We start from the raw sequence: 21,885 nt of genomic DNA, 5'->3' as shown, positions 1-21,885 counted from the left end.
CGATGAAGAAGACCGCGGACCTGCTTGGTGTGGGCGCGGCCGAAACGGTGCGTCAGTGGGTGCGTAAGGCCCCCGGCGCCGCCTCGGCGTCCTCGGGCGACGCCTCAGTCGAAACGGCGGAGGAGGTTCGTCGGCTCCGGAAGGAGGTCGCCGAACTCAAGCGAGCCAACGGCATTTTGAAGGCGGCATCGGCTTTCTTCGCGGCCGAGATCGACCGGGCACATCGCTGATTGTGGAGTTCATCGGCGCTCATCAGGGAAACCGGGTGGGCGCCGATGGTCTTATCTGGGGAGTCGATTCGATGTGTCGGGTGCTCACCGAGCACGGTATGGCCATCGCCCCATCCACCTACTACGAACATCGGGGCCGCGTCGCATCGGCGCGCATGCGTGCTGATGCCCGCGTCATTGACGCGATCTACACCATGCGCCAGCAGCACCCGTTGACGAGCGTCCTGGGATCGCGGAAGACACGGATTATGTTGCGAAGCAACGGAATTGATGTGGCGCGCTGCACCGTCGAGCGTGTCATGGGTGAGATGGGGTGGCGGGGGGCGTCGAAGAAGAAGTCTCCGCGCACCACGGTCTCCAACCCCGACCATCACCGGCCGGCCGACCTGGTCGACCGCCACTTCTACGCGGCCGCGCCCAACCGGCTGTGGGTAGCCGACTTCACCTACTGCCGCACCGTCGGCGGCTGGGCGTACACCGCGTTCGTCACCGACGTATTCGCCCGCAAGATCGTCGGCTGGAAAGTTGCCTCGGAGATGACTTCCGAGTTGGTCACTACCGCTATTAACAACGCGATCGACAATTGATGGCGTTGTGGAACAACGATATTCGATAATTTGATCCATCACAGCGATGCGGGGTCGCAGTACACCGCTCTGGCATTCGGGCAGAGGCTGGCTGCAGCGGGGATCGCCGCATCGATCGGCAGCATCGGGGACAGCTACGACAACGCGTTGGCCGAATCGGTCAACGCCGACTACAAGAACGAACTCGTCGACAACCAGCCCCGCTTCCACGGCGTCGCCGAACTATCGTTGGCCACCGCCGAATGGGTTGCGTTCTACAACCGGCAACGGCCGCACAGCTACTGCCACGACCTCACCCCCGACCACGCCGAGCGACTCCACTACGATCGGATCGCCACCCTCAATCCGGAGGAGGCACTCACGATCTGAGCTCTCCAGAAACACCGGGATGGATCATCCCCCACCCGAAGGTCGCTACAGTAGGAGCCGCCCACAAGGTGGGGAATTTCAGTGAGCACACCTGGGGAACTTTCTTGAGCCTCGTCACTCGAGCAGTGTGGGCCAGCAGTTGCGGTTCAAACACTCATCACGAAGCGGTTGTTGAACGACTCGATGAACCCGTTGTTCCACGGTGTGCCGGGCGGTTCCACGGTGTGCCGGGCGGGATGTAGGAGATCCCCACCGCCCCTGCGCAGAACGCTTGTAGGGCTTCTGAGATGAATTCAGGGCCGTTATCCATACGCAGCACCATCGGTGGCCACCCCAGATCGCGAATGTTTTCTCCAACTCCTCGATCAGGCACTCGGAGGTGATCGAGCGGTCCACGATGTTCAGCAATCACGAGGCCCGTGTAGTCATCGAAGACTTCAAAGACGACCACAACCACCGCCATCGCCACTCAGCGCTGGGCTACCAGACCCCGGCCGAGTACGCTGCCGGATGCGCCCACCGGCATCACCCCGTGGGCTGCGAGATCGACTGACGATCACAACAAGGAACTGGCTCTAGGACTGCCTGGACCGGCTATCGGGGACCCGCCACGCCGAACCGACTCCAACCAGAGCCTGTCGAGGCATCGGCGACGAGCCGCTCGTCCCGCGAGTCGAGGCGTTCGATGGTGTCGAGTTCGGGATGATCGAAGAACGCCGAGTCCTGGTCACGCACCAGTTCGCTGACCCTGGCCACCTCCACCCGCGTACCGTCGAACCCCGCCGACCTCACCAAACGAACGATCCACTCCTCGTCACGGACGATGACCCGCACACTCTCCTCATCGGCCGCCCGCCCGGAGCCCCCGGTCAGTCCAGGTCTTGTACAAATGTACTGAAGATGCCGGCGTCCTCCTCATCCGGATCGTGGGTTCCAAACAGCAACGCACGGTCCAGCAGCGTGTTGTTCAGTTCGCACGAGGTCTCCGGAGCCAGCACGCACGCGTGGCAGGCGGCCAGATTCATGGCGTCGGTGCCGGATGCCTCGGTCTCGATGCACACCGGATCCGACGAACACCACGAGAGTCGCTTGAGCCCCTCCCGGACAGCGGCGGCAAAGCGATCCGGGTCGGCCTGCGATGCGACACCGCCGAGGCTGCCCGCTGAATCACTGCTCGCGGTATAGATCAGGATCCCGGCCATTTCCGGGTCCACATACAGCCGTTCCCGCAGCGACGACGCCGGGTAGCCGGCGTCCAGCGACAGCTGGTCGATGAGGACGTGGGCGAAGGTATGCAAAGCCACCTTCACGATGTCGACCGGTTTGGCCGGTCTGCCGAATTCGGCGGCCTGATAGTCAGCCGACGCCTGGAGCATCGCCAAGCGCTTCTGGGCAAACGGCTCTGCAGCCCAATCATCGAGTGCTCCCCGATCCATGCCCAGGAAGATGCCCTCGCCGATGACCTCAATCGCAGGCAACCAATCGGTCACACACATCGACAGCTGGCACAGCTCATCCGCACCCTCGTCACCCTTCAGCCGCGTGAAGCCACGGAGTGCCCGAACCTCACGAAGTCGTGTCACTTTGCGCAAGTCAGTGAAGATTTCAGGTACGTCGACGTCGAAGTCACTCCCGCTCACCGTTACTTCGCACACGAAGTCCCCGTCGCCCAGCGATGGGTCGCGACCCTCCATGAGCGCCCGGAACTCCTGACGCCGCAACTCCTCTTCGTTGACCGATTCGCCGCTCTCTTCGTCGTGGCGACGTGTTACCTCGGACAATATGTCGTCGGTCGTGACTTTCGACGCTGCTTTGGCAATTCTCTCTGCCGCCCCACGCAACGCGTCACTGGGAAGACTCGACAGAATCACCCAATGCTTGTCGACCAATTTGGCGATCTTCTCCGAGTAAGGGGGAATTGAGATCGTCGACCGCACTGACGGGAACCAGACGTTCGAGGCACCTCGCTGGACCACGCTGAGTACCTCACGGCACTCCTCTGGCTCGGCATCCCGCAACCAGGGCCGCCGACCCGAACACGACTTGATGTTCTTCAGCGACGCCGCATCTGTCGCCTTATCAAGGGTCCTGGACCGCACTCCGCACGAACAGTTCAGCTCCAGGTCATCGAGTGAGGAGGTGCGTCCCAACGCCTTCATCGTCATGCGGTGTTCGCTGTCGCGGGCGTATTCCTGGCCCGCGTGAAGCCATCCGAAGACCGGAAAGTCATCAATATGTCCCCGAGGACAGACCGCGACCAGACGGAACGGTGACAGCGATGCGCCGTCCTTCTTCTGCTGGCATTTACACTGCGCCGCATTCCAATCAAGTCCCAGATCTCTGTGGGTGCCGATGCGACGGCAGACCGGACAAACCTGTTGACGCGGGAACCGGATCACCGGAACATCTTTGGACTTCTTGCTCCGAACGAACGAGCCCTCACTCGCCGGCGGCGATTTCAGCACGAGCACCCCGAGCGACCTGGCCAGGCGAGGTTCACTGACCACCGGCGCGCGATCCTTGTTCCAGTCATCCAGCCCGACGATCATGAAGCTCGATGAATCGGACGGGAAAAGTCCTCCTACACCGTATGTCGACACCAATTGGCTGCGACGTGCCGTTGCCTCGACCGCGCTCACTTCTTCCCTCCAGCCGGGACTTGGTACAGATTGCTTTCCGCGTCAACATCTCTCATGCTCTGCAACGTCGGCCAAGGAACATCATCCTGGGAGTAGGCGATATCGTCGTTGACCAGCGCGACCGCGGGACGCACCATCAGGGATGAGTCCATGTTCGTGTTGCTGTACTTCATGTTCGGACGTTGATCGCCTGCTGTTGACCAGACGTCGAGAAGTTTGCCGAGTTCCATTGCGGTCGCGTCCATCTCATCGTCTCCCACTGCGGCGACACGCTGTTCGATGAGCCTCCCGATCTTCGTCAGGTCGTCGCAGTACTCGCCGGCAAGATGGGCAGACGAGTTGTCCATCATCCCTGGAACGAGCATCCTGACCATCGAAATCAACACACCATGCAGTGCCCGGTCACGCGCTCGCGCGGCGAAGGGCGTTGCACTGGTGGCCTCAACGGCCCGGTACATTGCCTGATGGAACGGTAGGAAGCTCTCGTAGTGCGACCTGTCCCGAGAACGTGCGGAGTTGAAGATGGTGACCACAAGCCCGGGGTGTTTACGCCCCACGCGGCTGGTGGCCTGGATGTACTCCGCACTTGCCTGCGGCTGGCCCATCACGGCCATCAATCCCAGACGGTCGATGTCGACACCCACCGAGATCATGTTAGTGGCCAGCACCACGTCGATGGGGCTCTCCGACCCGCCGAGTTGGTTCTCAAGCTGCTTGAGGTTGCCCGGGATCTCCGACGAAGGCACCCGGCTCGTCAGCTCACTGATCCGCTCCACCGGTCGTGTGGTCGTCTTGGACCGGCCCGCAACAACTCCAAGTTGCTCACGCACGTCACCTTCGACCTGTAGGTTTGCGCTGCCCAGCACCCGCAGGCTGTTGAAGTATCCCAAGAGCGTCCAGTACGGATCGCGCGTCACATCATCGCCGTCGATGTCTGCGGCGGCCTGCAACAACGCGCTGTAGACCCTGATAAGCAGCGTCGCATGGGACGTGCCGGACGCCATTACCCCGACATACCGCCTGGTACCGAACTCCTCCCTCGTAGAAGGCTCCGCGAAAAACGAGGTGTCCGGATCGATTCCAGGGGGCGGGAACAGTGCAGCGCCTCGCGCGAATACCGCCGAGATCTGTTCCGAAGCACGACGAATGGTAGCGGTGGACGCGATGACCTTGGGGCGTGAACGACCGGACTCATCGCCGAGGTCTCTCACCGTGCAGGCCGCGTCGACAGCGGTCTCGTAAAGGCCGACGATCGAACCCAAGGGTCCTGAGATAAGGTGGAGCTCGTCCTGGATGATCAGTTCCGGCGGCAGCCCTTCGTCGCGTGCGAATAGACTGCCCACGTTCTCGTTCCACGCCATCATGGCGAACTTGTCGACCGTTCCCAGTAACAGTTCCGGCCGTGCCGCATAGACATCATCGTCGACGACGTGCACCGGCAGTCGGTCACCGAAGTCGCAACCATCAGTTCCACAGGCGATTTTGAGACCAGGCTTGGGACGTTGCACAACCTGATAGTTTTCGTGATCCATCGGGGCACCGCACCACGGACACTGCTTTAGCTGCACCGGATTGTTCTGTTCCAGTATCTCCCCGTTCCCGAGCTTGCGGAGTGCGGTCTTGGCATCCTTGAGACTGTTCGGAGTAGCGCCCGAACCGACCCACAGCCCGATCGAGAACTTCCGCTCCCCCAGGTCACGGTTCTCTTTTCGGATGGTCTCCAGCGCGCACATCAACATCGATGCGCGCTCGAACTGTTGAATTGTCAGCAGCCGCAATGTGTACCGCATCAGCACGGCCACTCCGAACGCACCGCGGTCACGAACCCGACGCAGTAGGATTACGTAGGCGACCAGACCGAGGTATGCCTCGGTCTTGCCACCACCGGTGGGGAACCAGAGCAGATCCGCGACATCGCGGTCCTCATGCTCCGGATCGGTGATGCCGGGGAGGTTCAACAGTAAATAGGCGATTTGGAAAGGGCGCCACTTTGATTCCGAACCATCGGACAGTTCTCCCGGCTTGTGGCCGGCTCGGATCCAATCCTGCCTCGAACGCTGCATTTGCATGGCCCGGTTCGCGAGCTGGAATGCCCGGAACGCATCGTCATCGTTCTCCAGCAGCTGGATTCCCGCATCGATCCGGTTGGCTGCCTGCTCCATTTCCTCGATATGGTGTCGCGCAACGGCCCGCAGCTCGGTGACTACGTCCGCTGTCCCAGATTCGATGTCACCTTCGACCTTCTGGATCCACGCGTGGTAACCGTAGGTGAGGTCTCGCAGGTTGGCCACAACCGTCGCTTTGTCGGCTTCAGCTAGTGTGACCATGCGAAGGTCGACATCATCGAGCTCTCCTGGCTTGGCACGGTGCACCTCATGCGAAGGAATGAACGTGGTCTCCACACGGTCGATGGCTCGATGTTGAGCCGCGCTCAGGTCCCACTGCACAGCGCACCCATGGCCGATGGCAAAGGTGTGTGCATTCCGATACATCAGCGCCGCGCTCGCCAGGTCGGGATCATAGAGGGCCCGTCGAGGTGCCGTACGGTCCGCGATGCACGGACCGTCGGTTGTGACCGCGAGTCCAGCCTGAAACCAGGCCTTTGAATCCCTGAGCTCCCCTTTCACAGCGATCGCCCTGTTCTTGAGAGCAACCGTCACGGCAACAGCGCCCTCGCGCTTACGTCGAACAAGGCAGTAGACTTCCAGTTCGTTGCCGAGCTGGTGTTCGAACTTTCCCGGGGTCTCGATGTTCTGGTGAATCGGATCTGCTTCGAGCGGGATCCTCTTCCACTCATCGGCCGGCTTGTCGCCGTTCATTTGCTGCTCATAGCGGCCGGCGGTTGGGGTTATGACGATCTCGCTCACCGAGCCACGGACCGAGAATGTCATACCCATCGATGACGGGAACCGCATCCGCGCCTGGGCCACCGGACTGCCCTCGTCGGATTCAGTGTCGGACTCAGCCCCTTCCGGTTCCGACGCCCTTTGCTGTGCAGTCGATATCGCCATGTTCACGTCCGCCGGCCTAGGCCACAGTGCACCGACAATGTAGCGGTTGAGCGGCGGTTCTGAGATGACCTCGTCCACACCGCCTCCCGGACCGACGAGGTCGGCGGCCAACGCATCGACCAGTTGCTCCCGAAACCGGTACTTCTCCTCCAGGGCCGCTTTGCTCATATCACTTCTCCATCACATCCCACGACGGTTTGGCCAGGCCGGCCACACGTGGCACCAGCCAGAACCCCCCTACGCCGATTCCTTCCTGCTCTGTGAACGCCGGATCGCCCGCGGTCGTCTCAACAGACACCAGCAGTACACCACCAAGCTCCACAGGCCACTTGCCGTCCCTCAGGTTGAAGGTCTTCGCGAAGTCCCTGCCGAATTCCTCTGTCGTGCGGCCGATCGGCTTGTCGTCACACGTCAAGGTGTAGATCGGAGACTCGAATTCTGCTCGCTTTCGGTCGAGTTCGGCTTCGACGGGAGTCCCCAATGAAGCTCGCCGGAGCGCATCTTGTATCGCAGTAGCATCGGACCCCCCTGCGGATGTGGGCCGCGACGTGTATACGTCGTCGCCGTCGATCTCCAGAGCAACGGCGCGGGACCTACCCGCACGTCCGCAACGTTCCTGCAACCGCCCCGGCATCCACCGGTAGTCGACAATGGTCGTCCCACCCCACTTTGGTTTCACAATCGCAATGTTGTCGCGTGCGCGACTGAGCGCCACATACTTTCGCCGAAGCTTTGCCAAACTATCCTCATGCGCAGGCGTATAACCGCCGTCGACTATAAACACGTTGTCAAACTCGAGCCCCTTGGCTCGATGTACCGTAGACACGATCAGATCGGCGCCGTCGACCTGGGTCAACTGTAAGGGAACCGCAGTCGATCGGACCCTCTTGCGGATCCGATCCAGATTGATCTGACCGGAATTTCGCGACGGTCCCTCGGCGACTTTGAGCTGATTCCACGCATCTACCGCGTCGATGTCGCCGGCCATCGACGCGACTGCTGCTTCAATATAGGTCTGCGGAACAATGGGGCCCCGAGTATCGGACAGCGCAGACGCGATCCACCTCGCGGCTCCAAATGATTGGGCCTGGCACCGAACCGAATGCACGATTCCCTGTTCCATCAGTGCCCGCGAGACCCGTAAGACTTCGGCGTTGCTTCTGCACAGGATAGCCGACCGCCCCGAATACAGCTCGACGAAATCCCATTCCTGGATGTTGTCCAGGTGCTCCAACGAGTTTTCGAACTCGGTGAGCTTCGCCAGCGCGCTCTCGGCATCGAGAGCGCGCAGATCGTCGGCAAGCGCGACAATCCGTCTGCAGTCGTACCCCTGCGCACGGTAATTCGTGTCGAGAGAGACACGCTCGGTGCCATATTTGGTACTCAGCTGTGAGTAGAAATCGTCGAACGCCAGCTTGCTCGTCGACTCCTTGAGAACGAAGTCGTACACACCTTGCAGTGGATCCCCCAACACCGTCAGTCCGGCCTCATCATCGAGACGATCCAGAATCGCGAGGACAAATTCTGCGCGATCGCCTACCAGATCCTGAACCTCGTCGATGATCACGTGTTCAAGATCAACGATCCCGTCCGGGGTCTCTTTGGCCTCGTGAATGAGGCGAGTGGCCTCCCTGATTCGTTCGGTGAACGACCCGGAGGGCTCGTTGTCCGAGAGTTCGAGCAGGATCTCCGCGGCAAAGGAGTCGAACGTCCGCACGTTGACCTCGGCCAGATCCCGATCGAGCATCCGTGTCCGTATCGCATGTACAGCAGCCCGCGAAAAGCTGAGCACCAGAATTGCGGTCGACCCAGACAGGCCTTCCTCCGACATAAGGTGCTGCAATCTCGCCGCGACCACTTCGGTCTTGCCCTGGCCGGCACCCGCTATCACCACAAGGCGGGCCTCCGCGTCCGCCTCGGCCACTCGTCTCTGCGAATCATCGAGATCCGGCGTCGATCCGTCGTTCAGCGCCCGCACCGAACCTTCCCATCCACGTTCCGCCAACCATGTTCGAGTACTCACGCGGTAGCTACCACGAGTGCGCCCGCCGCGTCAGTTACGTCTCACTAGTCGTACCGCATAGGTATGACATGCACCAGATGTTCGAGCGTGTCGGTAGGGACTGTCCGGACAACGGTCTAACTGGCTCGGCACGGCGGTGAGGCTGGCGGGGAAGGTCATGATGATGACGGGTCATCAGGGCGGTGGCCTGCGACCACGCTGACCGAACTCTTCAACCAACAAGTCGAATACCTCGGTGACCGACTTGACCTGCGCACGCAGCAGCCGCAGACGCAAGATCGCCCTGGTGGGCACCAGTGCAGGTCCGTCCGGGTCGTACACAACATCACAACCGCCCTTGTCGTTGCTCAGCACCCGTCCGGCAATCCGGTCACCGTCAAACAGGTGGGCCTGGCGTGTCAGGCCCTGCAGGGGAGACTCAGGGAACGAGTCGAGGAAGTATGCCGCATCTAACTGACTGTCGACCGCGTCGTCGTAGAACCACCGCGAGCCCTTCGGCATGGTCGCTTCGCAACTCAAGGGGAGTGTCCTCTCTGTGCGGCGGGCTACTCGGCCCGAACGAGTTCCGCCACAACATCCCAGGTAGCGCTCAAAGAACGGGACTGAACAACCTTGCGTCTGCTAAACGAATACGTGCCATCAAACTCTCACCTTGGATGCAGCACTCCCGAACCACTGCGCGCGCAGGCCACGACCCGACTGATCTCAGCCGCGATCTCTGTCGCGTCTTGATGCTCCCAGAAGCGCAGAACTGTCCATCCTCGCCGCTCCAGAGAGGTTGTCGTCGCGCGGTCACGTTCGATGTTCTTGTCCAGCTTTGCTGCCCACCACTTGGCATTCGCGACAGGCCGCGTCGCGTGGTCGGGGCAGCCGTGCCAGAAGCAGCCGTCGACGAAGACCGCCACATGTAAGCCTCGCCACGCGATATCGGCCCGGGTCCGCAGATCGTCTTCAAGTTTGACGTCCGTCCTGAACCGGAGGCCTCTGGAGTGAAGCTCCCTGCGAACCGCCGTTTCGGGACCGGTGTCCTTGTTTCGTTGGCGGCTCATCTGCCTGCGAACACGTTCTGACGACGCCACCGGCTTAGCCATTCCGTCGGCGCTGCGTGAACGTGCTGTGTCAGCCACAGGTCTGAGAATACCGGCCGACAACTGACAACCTGGACCGCGTCATCGTCCGATCGCATTCGCCTTGACGTCTCACGTGCAGCGCCGCCTTCTGCAGCCGACCGTCCTGCGCGCTTTGCTCAGGCCCACGTCCCCGACGTCGATAACGCTACCGCTCGCGTCTCGCACATTTCGCGCAGCAGCAGTTTCCCGGTCACCGATCGCGACGACCGCATCGCCAACATTGGGACAGCGTCCTCCATCCGCTCCGAGATCTGAATGCCGAGCGCTTGCGCACGGGCTTCGAGATCGGCATTCAGCAGCGCCGCATCGGATGTCAGCTACTCGCCCGAACTGAATCTGGCGATCTTACAGTGAGCGAATCAGCAGAAGCCGTAGGGTATCCCCGCCCCGCCCCACGACTTCCCGCAGCGGAGTTGCACGATCCTGAGCGGGAAACAACATCAAGACCGTCAGTCGGCGCCCATCCCTACTAGTCTAGAACGGAGGTGGGTTAGCTTCGTCCCATCGCCGCTGGTCATCGGCTTGTTTGGCGATCCGTTTGCGGCGGGCGGCATCGAGGGTGGCGCGGCCAGGATGTTCGGGGTCTCGGTGCGGGATGAGGCCTGGGAACAGAGTTCGGCCAGTGAAGAAGGCGCCGTAGAACATGTGGCCTGTGGGTGATTGGAACCAGCCGCGGCCGAGGTCGTCCTGGTAGTCCTGCCAGGAGGTGAAGGTCTTTGCGCGGTGGTGAAAGCGGCATAGCGGTTTGAGGTTGCCGAGGACGGTTTGTCCTCCGCAGGTGGGATTGCGGTGGTCGAACGGGACGGTGTGGTCTATGTCGGCGGTCCAGACGTGGGCGTTGCAGCCGGGGAATGTGCAGCACAGCTCACCCGCTTTGACGAGGTTGATCAGCTTTCGGCTCGGGGTGTACTTGGTTGGCTGAGTGTCTGGCTGCGCAGCGTGGCGGTTGATGTAGCTGCGGTCTGCCTCAGCCAGCAGGGAGCGCAACGTGGTGGCGTCGACGATGCCGTGCCCGTCGAGGAAACCGGGGTCGTTGTCCAGGCCGAGGAGAGTCGACAGGTTCACCACAATGTGGAACACCGGACGGGCACCCATACGGGCGTCGGCAGCGCTCGTCTGCGATGCCTCGTCGCGATCGGCGGGCTCTGGCACCTCGTCGATGTCGGCGAAGGCGGTGCAGGCTGGGCACAGGCACGGCAGATCAGTGCGGCCTTTGGCGAGCGCGACCAGGGCGTCGGCGCGGCGTTGTTGCTTGTTGCGTGGGTCGGCTGAGTGGACCGAACCCGCCATCGCGTTCAGGGTGGCGTCAACCGTTGCGCCGTCCGTTGCCGGTAGCGACGCTCCAAGACGCGAGTTGCCGCGGGCGAAACGGTCGGGGGTGATGGTGACCTTGCGGTCGGATTTGTTGCGTTCGGTCTGCCGACGCACAGACTCGGGATCCCAGCGGGCAATCAACGCGTCGACAAGGGTGGTGAAGCGGATCGTGGACATCGGCGGGTTGTCCAGGATCGCCCCGGCCAGGTGAGCGTCGATATCGGCGATCGCCTCCGGGGAGCACAGGTCGGTGCGTGTGACAGCGCGCAGGAATCGGTCAAGATCGATACGTCCCTCGGCCAGCGTGTGCGAGGTGAACACCAGACGGTAGCGGGCTGCGTCGCCCGCGATGATCAACGCCTTGGCGCGGGCCGGAGTGACCGTCAACACCGCACCCACCTCCGCGATTGCGCGTTCGAGACCGTCCGGGCCGAAATCTCTATGCGGATCTTTACCTGCGGCAACCGAATCCATCAACTCGGCCGGAGTACGTTCACCCGAGTCGACCAGACTGCACTCATAGGCGTGTTCTTCGGCGCGCTCGTCGTGAATCAGGCTGGCCGTCCTGATCATTCGGTACTGGGCGGCGGCCACCGTCGACGCGCAATGGGCGAGCACCTCCACCAGCTCAGGTGCCGACAGGTCGTTGTCGGATGCGGTCTCGCGCACCATCCGTAAGGGTGAGCGGCGGTCCGATATCGTCGCCACCGGCGAATCGGTCGAACACGATTCGCCGTCGTGGTGTGCTTCTCCCCAAGCCATATACCGATCATACGTTCGAACCGTGGATTTTGATCTGACATTGCGCACGGTGGTTGAGATTCATCTGATCGAACGAATGCACGTGGCTTCGGAATGCCGGCTGGCCAGCAGATATCGTACCTCACAGACATGCTTACGTCATGAAGAAGATCCTGTATGTCGACCTCGACAACACCATCGTCGACGTCCAGTCCGGCATCGACAGACTCTCCGCCGCCAACCTCACCCGCTACGACGGTCACTACGACGATGCCCCCGGCATCTTCGCGCTCATGGACCCGCTCCCCGGCGCGATCGACGCCGACTCCGAACTCAGCGGCTTGTTCGATACCTATATTCCTATCCACACCCCGCATCCACTCTGGACAAGAGTGCCGCCACCGTGTTTACTGTCCAATCACACAGATTGGCTAGTTCTTTCAGCAGTACGCCTTTGATGTATCCGGGGAGGTGGAGTCCGATCCGGCATGGTGGAACGCGCGGGGGAAGGCTGCCGAGCAGGCAGCCGAAAAACTACTGAAACTGGCGTTCGACGTCGAGCCTCTACACTCCAAGAATCACCATGGTGACTGCATCGAAGGCCGTTCAATACACGGGTTACACCACAGCTAAGACGACCAGTGATACTGATTCATCGATAGGGATGACAGCCTGTACTGCCCACGGCGATGCCCTGCCAACCGTACCTGCAAACCCGGCGGATTCGTCGAAGCACTCGAAACCGATCCGACAAACTGACGCGTTCGGCAATATCCTACCCTTCGTCACAGGATTCCCAATGTACGCCTCATACAGGTCGCTGTTGTCGACACGGAGTTGCTCGACGATGCCACGTTGCTCGGTTGACTGATCGCCGTGACTCTTGCGGACCGCCGACATAGCACCCGTGCCGCCACCGTGGGTGGCCACCGGCCCTGTTGTTGACCGATTCATCCACAGCTCCTACCTCGACCCTGGACAATCGCGCCGTCGCCGTGTTGACTGTCCGATCAGACAGACCAGCAATCACTTTCGTAGCGTGAAGAATGTTCGTGATCCAGGGGGTAGGGACTGCCCCCACTTCGGTTGACTCGTGGGGTTGAGCGGTTCAGGCCGTCTATGCGGCATTGTTAATGGTCTCAAACTCGACCGGGGTGAGCCGGCCCAGGCGGCGCTGCCGGCGCTTGCGGTGATAGGTCCGCTCAATCCAGACCACGATCGCCAGCCGTAGTTCCTCGCGGGTCGACCACCGCTGACGGTCGAGCACATTCTTCTGCAACAACGCGAAGAACGACTCCATTGCTGCGTTGTCGCCGGCCGCCCCGACCCGCCCCATCGATCCCCGTAACCCATTGTGGGACAACGCGTGAACGAATTTCCGGGACCTGAATTGGCTCCCGCGGTCGCTGTGGACGATGGTGCCGGCCGGCGAGCGCTGGCCGATCGCGTGCGTCAACGCTGTCACCGCCAGCGAGGCCTTCATGCGGGAGTCGATGGAGTAGCCGACGATCTTGTTCGAATACAGGTCTTTGATCGCGCAGAGGTAGATTTTGCCTTCGTCGGTGCGGTGCTCGGTGATGTCGGTCAGCCACACCTGGTTCGGCTTCTGGGCAGTAAACCGGCGCTCTACGAGGTCGTCGTGGACCGGCGGGCCGGACTTGGTGGTCAGGCCCTTCTTCTTCGCGAACACCGACCGGATGCGCTCTTGCGAGCAGAGTCGTGCGACGCGGTTCTCGCCCGCGCTGATGCCGCGGTCGGAGAGTTCGTCGGCGATGAATCGGTAGCCGAACGCAGGATCGTCGGCGTGGATGGCGCGGGCGGCGTCGATCAGGTGGGCGTCCTCCCAATCACGTTGCGTGACAGGGTTTTTCTTCCATTTATAGAAGCCCTGGGTGGAGAATCCGAGCACCCGGCAGGTCACTGTGACGGGGACGCCGTCAGCAGCAAGGTCGAGGACCAGCGGGTACATCATTTTGGGTTGACATCCCGGGACAGATAGGCGACGGCCCGGCGCATGACCTCGGCCTCTTGCTCGAGGAGCTTGATCCGCTTGCGGGCCTCCTTCAGCTCCACAGACGCATCAGGGCCGACTGCGGTGCCGCTGGCTGTGCCGTCTTGTTGGTCGGCGAGCTTGAGCCAGCGGTGCAGACAGCCCTCGGAGATTCCGAAGTCTTTCGCGATCTGGCGCAGCGGGGCCTCGCGCTTGCGGGCGACGGCGACGACGTCGCGGCGGAACTCTTCGGGGAACGCTTTCGGCATGGTGAGCATCCTTCCATCGTGAGGGGAATCCTCACAGATCAGATGTCAACTAAACCGGGGCCAGTCCCGTACGATGGCGGGCGACGACGAACAGCCGTTGGACATGCGGTACGCATTCGATGTGTCCGGGGAGGTCGAATCTGATCCGGCGTGGTGGAAAGCGCGAGCGAAGGCGGCCGCGGATGCCGCGATAGACATCAATAAGATCGCCGACACCACCGACACCCTGTTTGTCAGGAATTACTATGGAGAATGTGTCGAAGGTCGGACGATCCATAAACTGTTCCGAGGAATTGTTGAGGATTGGGTAGCAGATCTCCGAGAGCAAGCTACGTCGGCGGAGAACCTCGCGGATGCCTGCCTCGTTGCCGCGCGGACTCTCACCGAGGCCGATAATGAAGCGGCACAGAACATTGCTCCTCGGTGAGTTGCCAATCCGACCGCACAGCCGCAGGACGAGAGCAGTCCGCCAACTGTTGGCGTTCACCAGCATCGCCTCGCTCGGCGCTGCCGCCACCGCATGTTCGGTTACCGGCGAGGCCAACCCTGCGCCCGCTGGACCAACCACCACCGCATCGATCCGGCAGATCGACGATTCCGGGAAACGACTCCCCTTCGATAATCGATTTCCGGACAGATGGTCGACAAACAACAACGGAACCACATACGAACCCTGCACCGCACTGACCGACGACGAACTCGCCGCAGTGGGTATCGATCCCGGCAGTGTGATAGACGTCGCCATGGCAAACGGCCAAACGGCACGAGGGTGCAGGTGGGAATATCGTGACGTCAAGCTGTCAGGGGTCACTCAGGCAACAGGAAACAAGCCGACTTTCGAACAACAGATGCAGGACCGGGAGTGGTACGCGACATCGTATGACATCGTCATCGACGGACGGCCGGTAATGGTCGACGCGCGTGCACGCTACACCTGTATGACCACCGTGAAATCGGGACGCGCACCCGTGTCCACTCTCGTGTCACGCATCTCGGACACCCCACCCTCCGAACTCTGTGCCCAAGCAATCGAATTCACCACACTCACGATCCCCAAGATGGAACCACCCGCTCCTGAATAGTGGGCAAGGTGGAGCACTGTGGGGCAGCACGATCTCACCCGGCTTCGGGACTCGCCGCCGGTCCTCCTCGCACCTCAACCGGCGGCGGGAAGCCATCACTCCTGGCCCGATAGCGCGGGTGTGCGCAACCTGCCCGGGTCACAACCCGGGCCGGGATGTCGTTGGGGTGCGGCATGATGGGCGCCATGACGTTCGACGGACTGGTGGCTGCGGTGGCCGACGCCAAGGGTGGGAACCCGTTGGCCCCGGTGCTGGTCGTGGTACCCAATCATGCGGCGGGTCGGGATGTGTTGCATGCGTTGGCGCGTGCGGGGGCGGTCGCCAATACGAGCATCGTCACGCCCGGGCAGATGGTGGACGGGCTGGCGGCACCGGTGCTGAAGCCACGGCAGCCGTTGCCGTATCCGTTGTTGGCGGCGGCGGTCGCTCGGGTGCTCGATGAGCGGCCGGGTGCGTTCAGGGAGGTCGCGACGGCCGCGGTGACAGCGGAGGCGTTGTCGCAGGCGGCGTGGCAGCTCACCGAGCTGGCGGAGCCACACATCGACGAACCGACACCGCTGGTGGCCGACATGTTGCGGGTGTACGGGGAGGCTGTCGGCGACGATCTCGTGCGGCGGTACTACCTGAGACATGAGGCGTTGACGGCGGCACGCACGATGGCCGCGACCCTGACGAATGTGGTGGTGTTCGCGCCAACGCGCAGCACACCTGCCATCAATGGGTTGCTCGAGGTGCTCGGCGAACGCTATACCGTCATCGAACCGGACGGGGAGAACCAGCCGACGCAGGTGATTCACACCTCCGACGCCGACGACGAGGTGCGGGCGGTGGTGCGGCTGGTCCGCAAACATCTGGCCGCGGGTGTCCCCGGCCATCGGATAGGCATCTACTACCCCACTCCGGATCCGTATCTGACGTTGCTGCACGAACATCTGACGGCCGGCCGGATCACGTTCACCGCGCCCCTGTGCCACACGCTCGCCGACCGGCCCACCGCTCGCGCCCTGCTCGGTCTGCTCAGCATCGACCCGGCGGTGATGCCGCGCCGCGAGCTTCTCGACTTCTTCGCCGAAGGAGCCCTGCGCCGCCCGACGGTCCCGGGCGCCGACAAGCCGTTCAGTCAGCGACGCACCGAACTGATCACCCGTGACATCCGCAAGATCGTCGGCTTCCCCGACTGGGACCGCCTCGCCGAGCCGCTGCCGGACGGTGCGCGTACCGGAAACACCTACCCCGAAGAGACGGCCGCCCTGCACGCCTACGTCACCGCACTGCGCGCCGATCTCGTCCGGCTGCACCAGGCCCAGACGTGGGCCGAGGTGTCCGAACAGCTCGGCGAGCTGCTCACCGGCAGGTTCCAGGGTCGGTCGGAGCGGGCCGCGGCCGACCTGCTGACGCTGACACAGGACTGCGCGGCCCTGGCCATGATGGACGAGTTCGCCCCGGCCCCCGGCATCGACCGGATCCGTGACGCGGTGAACGTGCGGATCGCATCGCACGGCGGTGTCCACGGCACATCCGGGGTCGGGGTCACCGTCGGCAAGCTCGCCGACGCCGCAGGCCGCGACCTCGATGTCGTCATCGTGCTCGGTGCTGCGGAAGGACTCCTGCCGGTACCTCGGCGCGAAGATCCGCTGCTGCCGACCGAACTCACCGGGCGCTCACCCGCCGACAGCACGGACGCGCAGCACCGGGTCTACCGGGCCGCGCTCGCGACCAGCGCCGGCGAGCGGATTGTCACGTTCCCTCGCGGCAGTCTGCGCGGCGGCGCCGAACGGGTACCGAGCCGCTGGCTGCTGCCCGCACTCGGCGCGCTGGCCGGTGCGCCCGTCGACGTCGTCGGCTGGCAGACACAGACCGCCGACGCCCAACGGATTGTCGTTGTCGAATCCTTCGACGTGGCAGCACAGAACGCGAACGAACGGATCGGGGCGTCGGCGGCGTCGGAAACCGAATGGCGGCTACGGGCGTTGGCGTCGGTACCCGCGGAGCAGCGTCAGGCCACCCTGACCGATCCGATCGTCGGGCTCGGGATGCGGATGCGCAGCGACCGGCTGCACGGCCGGTTCACCCGATTCAACGGCAACGTGCACGAAGTCCGCGACCTGATCACGGTGTTCGACAATCCGGTCTCGCCCACCAAGCTTGAGGAGTGGGTGAAAAGCCCGTACCTGTTCTTCCTCACCGTGGTACTGGGCGTGAAAGTGCTCGCGGACCCCGACGAGGCCACCCAGATCGATGCGCTCACCCGGGGCAGCATCATCCACAAAATCCTCGAACTGTATGTTCGCGACTCCATAGAAGGCGCAGCGCCGCACGATGTTTCCCTTCTCATAGCCATCGCCGACGAGGTGCTCGATCATGCCGACCGGGAGAATCCGGGTTGGCTCGACCACCTGTGGGATCGGGATCGTGGCACCATCGTCCGGGACCTGCGGCGCTGGTTCGAGGAGGACAGCGCCGACCATGCGGCAGGCTGGACCCCGACGCATGTGGAACGAACCTTCGGGATGCCACCGCACGGACTTCCCTACTCCGAACCACCCGAGAATCCCGTTGTCCGTTTCGATCTCGGCACCACCACCATCGAGTTCCGCGGATCCGTCGACCGGATCGACGCCCGCCGCGACGGACGTATCCGCGTCACCGACTACAAGTCGGGACAGAAGAACCGGTACAAGAACATCACGATCGACAGTCCCACACACGGCGGAACCCACTTTCAGCTCCCCGTCTACGGCCTGCTGGCACAGGAGTTCGGATCCACGGTCAGTGCCCGATACTGGTTCGTCACCGAGAAGGGCAACTTCGACGAGGTCGGCTACGTCGTCACCGATGAGGTGATCGACATCCTCAGAGACGATCTGCGGCTGGTACACCAAATGATCAGCGGCGGCTATTTCCCGCCTCGTACCCCCGACACCCGGTGGCCCGACGCCATCCTCGACCTCGTCGGCAAGGTCGGACTGCAGCGTTCGTGGTCACACCTCGGAAACGTGCCCGAGATCGCCGATTTCGTCGCGAAATACGGAGCAGAACAAGCATGATCGACCCGAAACTCGCCGACGCCGCAGCCCGTGTCCGCATCACCGAGGACACCGCCACCACACTGTTCGTGGAGGCCGGGGCCGGCAGCGGCAAGACCCATTCGCTGGTGCAGCGCATCTGCCGTCTGGTCCTGCACGACGGCATCGAACTCGACCGGATCGCCGCCATCACCTTCACCGAGAAGGCCGCCGCCGAACTCCGCGAACGGATCCGCACCGAGCTCGCCAAGGTCGACTCACCGGCGGCGCATTCCGCTCTGCGGCAACTCGATACCTCCGCGATCGGCACCCTGCATTCGTTTGCCGGACGCATTATCGGCGAGCATCCGCTCGAAGCGGGGGTGCCGCCGCGCATCACCGTCGTCGACTCGATGGGATCGCAACTGTCGTTCCAGCGCCGGTGGCACCGGATGCAGCAGCAGTTGTTCACCGACAACGCCCCGGCCGAGGTCGTCGACGCCATGCATGCTCTGATCGCCGTCGGTGTGTCGGTGGATCAGATACGCAATCTCGCAGATGCTCTCGACCGCAACTGGGACCGTCTGACAGCCCTCGATGCCCCGCGTGGCGTCGCCGTCGCCGACGCCGACATCGACACCATCCTGTGGGAGGCGGAGTCGATCTGCGGCCACCTCACCGACTGCACCGATCAGGAAGACAAACTCGCCATCCAGTTGTATCGGCTCACAGACTGGCTCGCACTGCTACGCGCGGAGAAGAATCCCACCGGCTGGCTCCCCATCGTCGAGGATTGCCCGGGCCCCGGCAGCGGCGGCAGAGGCGGCAACTGGTCGGGCGGCTCCGCACAGGTCAAGCAGATCAAGAGTCACATCAAATCCCTTCGGGACGACACTATTTCGAGGATCCGCAACACATATCTCGACGGAGCGCTGCGGGTTGTCGTACACCATATGGCAACACTGATCGTGGATGAGGCCGACGAGCGTCGGCGCACCGGGCAACTGGAGTTTCACGACCTGCTGGTCCACGCCGCGGAAGTGCTGAAGAACCCGATGGTGGCCGCCGCCACCCACGATCGGTACCGGCGGGTGCTGCTCGACGAATTCCAGGACACCGATCCACTGCAACTTGAGCTGGCGCGGCGGATCGTGGCGGGCGCGGGTGCCGCGAGTATCGCGGGCCGGTTGTTCACCGTCGGCGATCCCAAGCAATCCATCTATCGGTTCCGCCGCGCCGACATCGCCGCCTATATGGGCGCGCGTGAACGACTTCCGGCCGACGACGTGGTGCAGCTGACCACCAACTTCCGCTCCACTCGTGCCGTCATCGACTGGGTGAACAGTGTTTTCGGAGTACTCGTACAGGCGCAGGGACACGTTCAGCCCGGATACGTGAAGCTCACCCCACGACCCGACCGCCCCTTGCCCGCAGCCGGCTGCGGCCCGGGCCCGTTCGTGTTCTCCGATGCCGGCGAGCCCTCCGCCGACGAGTCGGGTTTGAGCAAGGCCGAGCTGTCACGCACCCGCGAAGCCCGCGACGTCGCGCGCATCATCGCCACCGCAACCGAAAATGGTTGGTGCCATGAGAAGTACCGCGGCGACAGCGACTACGACCAGGTGCCGCTTCGCTGGAGCGACATCTGCATCCTCATCCCGTCGCGGGCGGTGCTGCCCCTCCTGGAGCGGAGCCTGGACGCGGCGGGTATCGAGTTCCGTTCCGAGGCATCAAGTCTGGTGTATTCGACACAAGAAGTGCATGACCTGCTGGTCACCTGCCGGGCGCTGGCCGACACCGCCGACTCCGCGGCCGTGGTCGCCGCGCTGCGCACCCCGCTGTTCGGGTGCGGCGACGACGACCTGCTGCGCTGGCGGAACGCGAACGGACACTGGATCATCCACAAAGATCCGCCGGACGGTCAGGACGATTCGCCGGTGGCCCGCGCGTTCAGCTACCTGAAGGCACTCTCCCACGAGATCGGCGATATGAACCCGGGAGCGTTGCTGTCGCGGCTGGCGGCGGATCGGCGCGTGTTCGAGGTGTCGATGGACTCGCCCCGGCACCGCGACGTGTGGCGGCGGCTGCGGTTCGTCATCGACCAGGCCCATGCCTGGTACGCCGAGGATCGCGGCAGCCTGCGCGACTACCTGGACTGGGCCGCCACCCAGGCCGACGAGAACGCCCGCGTCGCCGAAGCGGTACTCCCCGAGATCGGGGTGAACGCGGTGCGTATTATGACGATTCACGCGGCCAAGGGGTTGCAGTTCCCGATGGTGATCGTCGCGGGGATGAGCGGCGGCTTCCGCAACGACTTCGAACCCGTGCTCTGGGATTCGTCGGGAACGTTGCAGGTGCGCGCGGCCAAGTCGGTGCAGACCGCGGGCTACGAGGCGGCCTCGGTCATCGAGGACGCGCACATCGCCGCGGAGCGGATACGGCTGCTGTACGTGGCCTGCACCCGAGCCGAAAGCCATCTCGCCGTGTCCGGCCATTCCGGGCCCTCCCGCTGCTGGACCGCGGTCCTCGCCGACGGGATCGCCGACGTCGCCGATCAGGTTCCCGATCTCATCGAGGCACGCCGTCGGGACGAAGAATCACCGGCCGCGACCGGACATCAGAGCTGGGACGATTGGCGGGCCGAGACCGAACTGATCGCCGGCATGTCCGCGCGCCGTGCGTCGTACGCCTCCACACACATCGCCCATCCCGAAACCGAGAGCGCGGCGACGCTGCTCGCGTCCTACCGGACAAAAGGACTCATCGCCGACGGCATCTACGCACCGATCGCCGACGACGAGGAACGCACCGAGAGCGGACGGCTGCTCGGCATCGCCCTGCACACCGTTCTCGAAGCGGTACCGCTGGCCGACGGTGCCGATGAGACGTTCCGCGACACCGCCCGCAACATCGCGATCGCCGCGGGCATCAAGGACTCCGACTTCTTCGTGGCGCTGGCCTGCTCGGCGATCACCGCCGCACCCGTGCAGCGGGCGGCGGTCCGTCAGCACTGGCAGGAGATGCAACTCGCCGGGCTCGGCCCGGATGGTGTGACCGTCGTCGAAGGCATCGCCGACCTGGTGTACCGCGAGGACGACAACACGCTGGTGATCGTCGACTACAAGACCGACAGGAGGGTGCGGCGGGAAACGCTGGAGGCGTACTGGGCACAGCTGTCGATCTACGCCGATCTGATCGGGCAGGCGACCGGCGAACGGGTCGGCCGACTCGAACTGGTGTTCTGCCGGCCGGGCGGCGCGGCCGTCGTCGACCGGCCGTTGTCCGACCGAAGTAGGTAACGATTGTGGCCCAAGGGTGGACAACCCCTGTGGCATCGGGGTTTAATGCGGTCGGATCGGTCTCGCGGCAGCGAATGCTGCAGTCGGTGGTATCGGGTGCCCGGGTGCCGACCAACGGGGAAGTCGCGGAGTGGGCACGCGCGGGCGTCTCGCCCGCACGTGCCCACTCCGCGGTCGATTCGCGATCAGCCCGCTTGCC

The 21,885-nt window shown here is 63.2% G+C and carries 15 protein-coding genes and 2 pseudogenes; 7 read left to right on the top strand and 10 right to left on the bottom strand.

Features of this window, described 5'->3' with window-relative positions:
* Positions 1-2 precede the first annotated feature (2 nt).
* Positions 3-1,102, top strand: a pseudogene (locus GII31_RS00990) (IS3 family transposase); the annotation flags it as partial.
* A 241-nt stretch (positions 1,103-1,343) separates the two neighbouring features.
* Here the strand turns inward: GII31_RS00990 and GII31_RS00985 are convergent.
* A complete protein-coding gene (locus tag GII31_RS00985) occupies positions 1,344-1,649 on the bottom strand; it encodes an integrase catalytic domain-containing protein (protein WP_213250924.1) in 306 nt (101 codons plus the stop codon).
* Here GII31_RS00985 and GII31_RS22550 point away from each other — a divergent pair.
* The gene (locus GII31_RS22550) at positions 1,584-1,739 is read left to right on the top strand and encodes an integrase core domain-containing protein (RefSeq protein WP_353735612.1); all 156 of its coding nucleotides are present in this window, start codon (positions 1,584-1,586) and stop codon (positions 1,737-1,739) included. The two genes, GII31_RS00985 and GII31_RS22550, sit on opposite strands and share 66 nt — an antisense overlap.
* 41 nt (positions 1,740-1,780) lie before the next feature.
* On the opposite strand, the gene GII31_RS00980 is transcribed toward GII31_RS22550, so the two are convergent.
* The 7 genes from GII31_RS00980 to GII31_RS00950 form a co-directional block, all read right to left on the bottom strand.
* Complete coding sequence (locus tag GII31_RS00980) at positions 1,781-2,020, bottom strand: hypothetical protein (RefSeq protein WP_213245960.1); 240 nt, start codon at positions 2,018-2,020, stop codon at positions 1,781-1,783.
* 35 nt (positions 2,021-2,055) lie between these two features.
* Positions 2,056-3,825, bottom strand: a complete 1,770-nt coding sequence (gene drmB, locus GII31_RS00975; protein ID WP_213245958.1) for a DUF1998 domain-containing protein — start codon at positions 3,823-3,825, stop codon at positions 2,056-2,058.
* Positions 3,822-7,004, bottom strand: coding sequence for a helicase C-terminal domain-containing protein (locus tag GII31_RS00970; protein WP_260840228.1), 3,183 nt, complete (start codon positions 7,002-7,004; stop codon positions 3,822-3,824). Before GII31_RS00970 ends, drmB begins: the two co-directional genes overlap by 4 nt.
* Before the next feature lies 1 nt (position 7,005).
* Entirely contained in the window at positions 7,006-8,814 is a 1,809-nt protein-coding gene (locus GII31_RS00965; RefSeq protein ID WP_260840227.1) for a UvrD-helicase domain-containing protein, read from the bottom strand.
* A 219-nt stretch (positions 8,815-9,033) separates the two neighbouring features.
* Positions 9,034-9,360, bottom strand: coding sequence for a hypothetical protein (locus GII31_RS00960; RefSeq protein ID WP_213245954.1), 327 nt, complete (start codon positions 9,358-9,360; stop codon positions 9,034-9,036).
* A 146-nt stretch (positions 9,361-9,506) separates the two neighbouring features.
* Positions 9,507-9,986: a very short patch repair endonuclease gene (locus tag GII31_RS00955; protein ID WP_322973047.1), complete on the bottom strand. Its 480-nt coding sequence runs from the start codon at positions 9,984-9,986 to the stop codon at positions 9,507-9,509.
* Positions 9,987-10,463: 477 nt separating this feature from the next.
* Positions 10,464-12,065 carry an HNH endonuclease signature motif containing protein gene (locus GII31_RS00950; RefSeq protein WP_246222043.1) on the bottom strand — a complete coding sequence of 534 codons (1,602 nt, stop codon included), beginning with the start codon at positions 12,063-12,065 and terminating at the stop codon, positions 10,464-10,466.
* 140 nt (positions 12,066-12,205) lie between these two features.
* Between GII31_RS00950 and GII31_RS00945 the strand changes: the two genes are divergently transcribed.
* Complete coding sequence (locus GII31_RS00945) at positions 12,206-12,502, top strand: hypothetical protein (protein ID WP_407649868.1); 297 nt, start codon at positions 12,206-12,208, stop codon at positions 12,500-12,502.
* 340 nt (positions 12,503-12,842) lie between these two features.
* On the opposite strand, the pseudogene GII31_RS22710 reads toward GII31_RS00945, so the two are convergent.
* Positions 12,843-12,974, bottom strand: a pseudogene (locus tag GII31_RS22710) (ISL3 family transposase); the annotation flags it as partial.
* Between the two features lie 187 nt (positions 12,975-13,161).
* A protein-coding gene (locus GII31_RS00940) for an IS3 family transposase (protein ID WP_260840226.1) occupies positions 13,162-14,303 on the bottom strand; the annotation gives its coding sequence in 2 pieces (ribosomal slippage) (positions 13,162-14,018 and positions 14,018-14,303; 1,143 coding nt in all).
* A gap of 73 nt (positions 14,304-14,376) precedes the next feature.
* Here GII31_RS00940 and GII31_RS00935 point away from each other — a divergent pair.
* The 4 genes from GII31_RS00935 to GII31_RS00920 all read left to right on the top strand — a co-directional run bounded on the left by GII31_RS00935 (position 14,377) and on the right by GII31_RS00920 (position 21,686).
* On the top strand, positions 14,377-14,730 hold the full coding sequence (locus tag GII31_RS00935; RefSeq protein WP_213245952.1) for a hypothetical protein: 354 nt from the start codon (positions 14,377-14,379) through the stop codon (positions 14,728-14,730).
* 49 nt (positions 14,731-14,779) lie between these two features.
* A complete protein-coding gene (locus GII31_RS00930) occupies positions 14,780-15,385 on the top strand; it encodes a DUF3558 domain-containing protein (protein WP_260840225.1) in 606 nt (201 codons plus the stop codon).
* Between the two features lie 185 nt (positions 15,386-15,570).
* Complete coding sequence (locus GII31_RS00925; RefSeq protein ID WP_213245950.1) at positions 15,571-18,432, top strand: PD-(D/E)XK nuclease family protein; 2,862 nt, start codon at positions 15,571-15,573, stop codon at positions 18,430-18,432.
* Positions 18,429-21,686, top strand: coding sequence for a UvrD-helicase domain-containing protein (locus GII31_RS00920; RefSeq protein WP_213245948.1), 3,258 nt, complete (start codon positions 18,429-18,431; stop codon positions 21,684-21,686). The genes GII31_RS00925 and GII31_RS00920 overlap by 4 nt, the downstream gene beginning before the upstream one ends.
* Positions 21,687-21,885 lie beyond the last annotated feature (199 nt).

This window comes from Gordonia pseudamarae, from assembly GCF_025273675.1.
GTDB classification, from domain to species: Bacteria; Actinomycetota; Actinomycetes; order Mycobacteriales; family Mycobacteriaceae; genus Gordonia; species Gordonia pseudamarae.
This window is presented reverse-complemented; position numbering and strand designations above follow the sequence as displayed.

What these genes read in the sequence shown, in the direction of transcription:
- GII31_RS22550 (WP_353735612.1), top strand. Translation starts at nt 1,584, where the DNA reads ATGTTCAGCAATCACGAGGCCCGTGTAGTCATCGAAGACTTCAAAGAC.
- GII31_RS00985 (WP_213250924.1), bottom strand. Translation starts at nt 1,649, where the DNA reads ATGGCGGTGGTTGTGGTCGTCTTTGAAGTCTTCGATGACTACACGGGC.
- GII31_RS00970 (WP_260840228.1), bottom strand. Translation starts at nt 7,004, where the DNA reads ATGAGCAAAGCGGCCCTGGAGGAGAAGTACCGGTTTCGGGAGCAACTG.
- GII31_RS00960 (WP_213245954.1), bottom strand. Translation starts at nt 9,360, where the DNA reads ATGCCGAAGGGCTCGCGGTGGTTCTACGACGACGCGGTCGACAGTCAG.
- GII31_RS00950 (WP_246222043.1), bottom strand. Translation starts at nt 12,065, where the DNA reads ATGGCTTGGGGAGAAGCACACCACGACGGCGAATCGTGTTCGACCGAT.
- GII31_RS00945 (WP_407649868.1), top strand. Translation starts at nt 12,206, where the DNA reads ATGAAGAAGATCCTGTATGTCGACCTCGACAACACCATCGTCGACGTC.
- GII31_RS00935 (WP_213245952.1), top strand. Translation starts at nt 14,377, where the DNA reads ATGGCGGGCGACGACGAACAGCCGTTGGACATGCGGTACGCATTCGAT.
- GII31_RS00925 (WP_213245950.1), top strand. Translation starts at nt 15,571, where the DNA reads ATGACGTTCGACGGACTGGTGGCTGCGGTGGCCGACGCCAAGGGTGGG.
- GII31_RS00920 (WP_213245948.1), top strand. Translation starts at nt 18,429, where the DNA reads ATGATCGACCCGAAACTCGCCGACGCCGCAGCCCGTGTCCGCATCACC.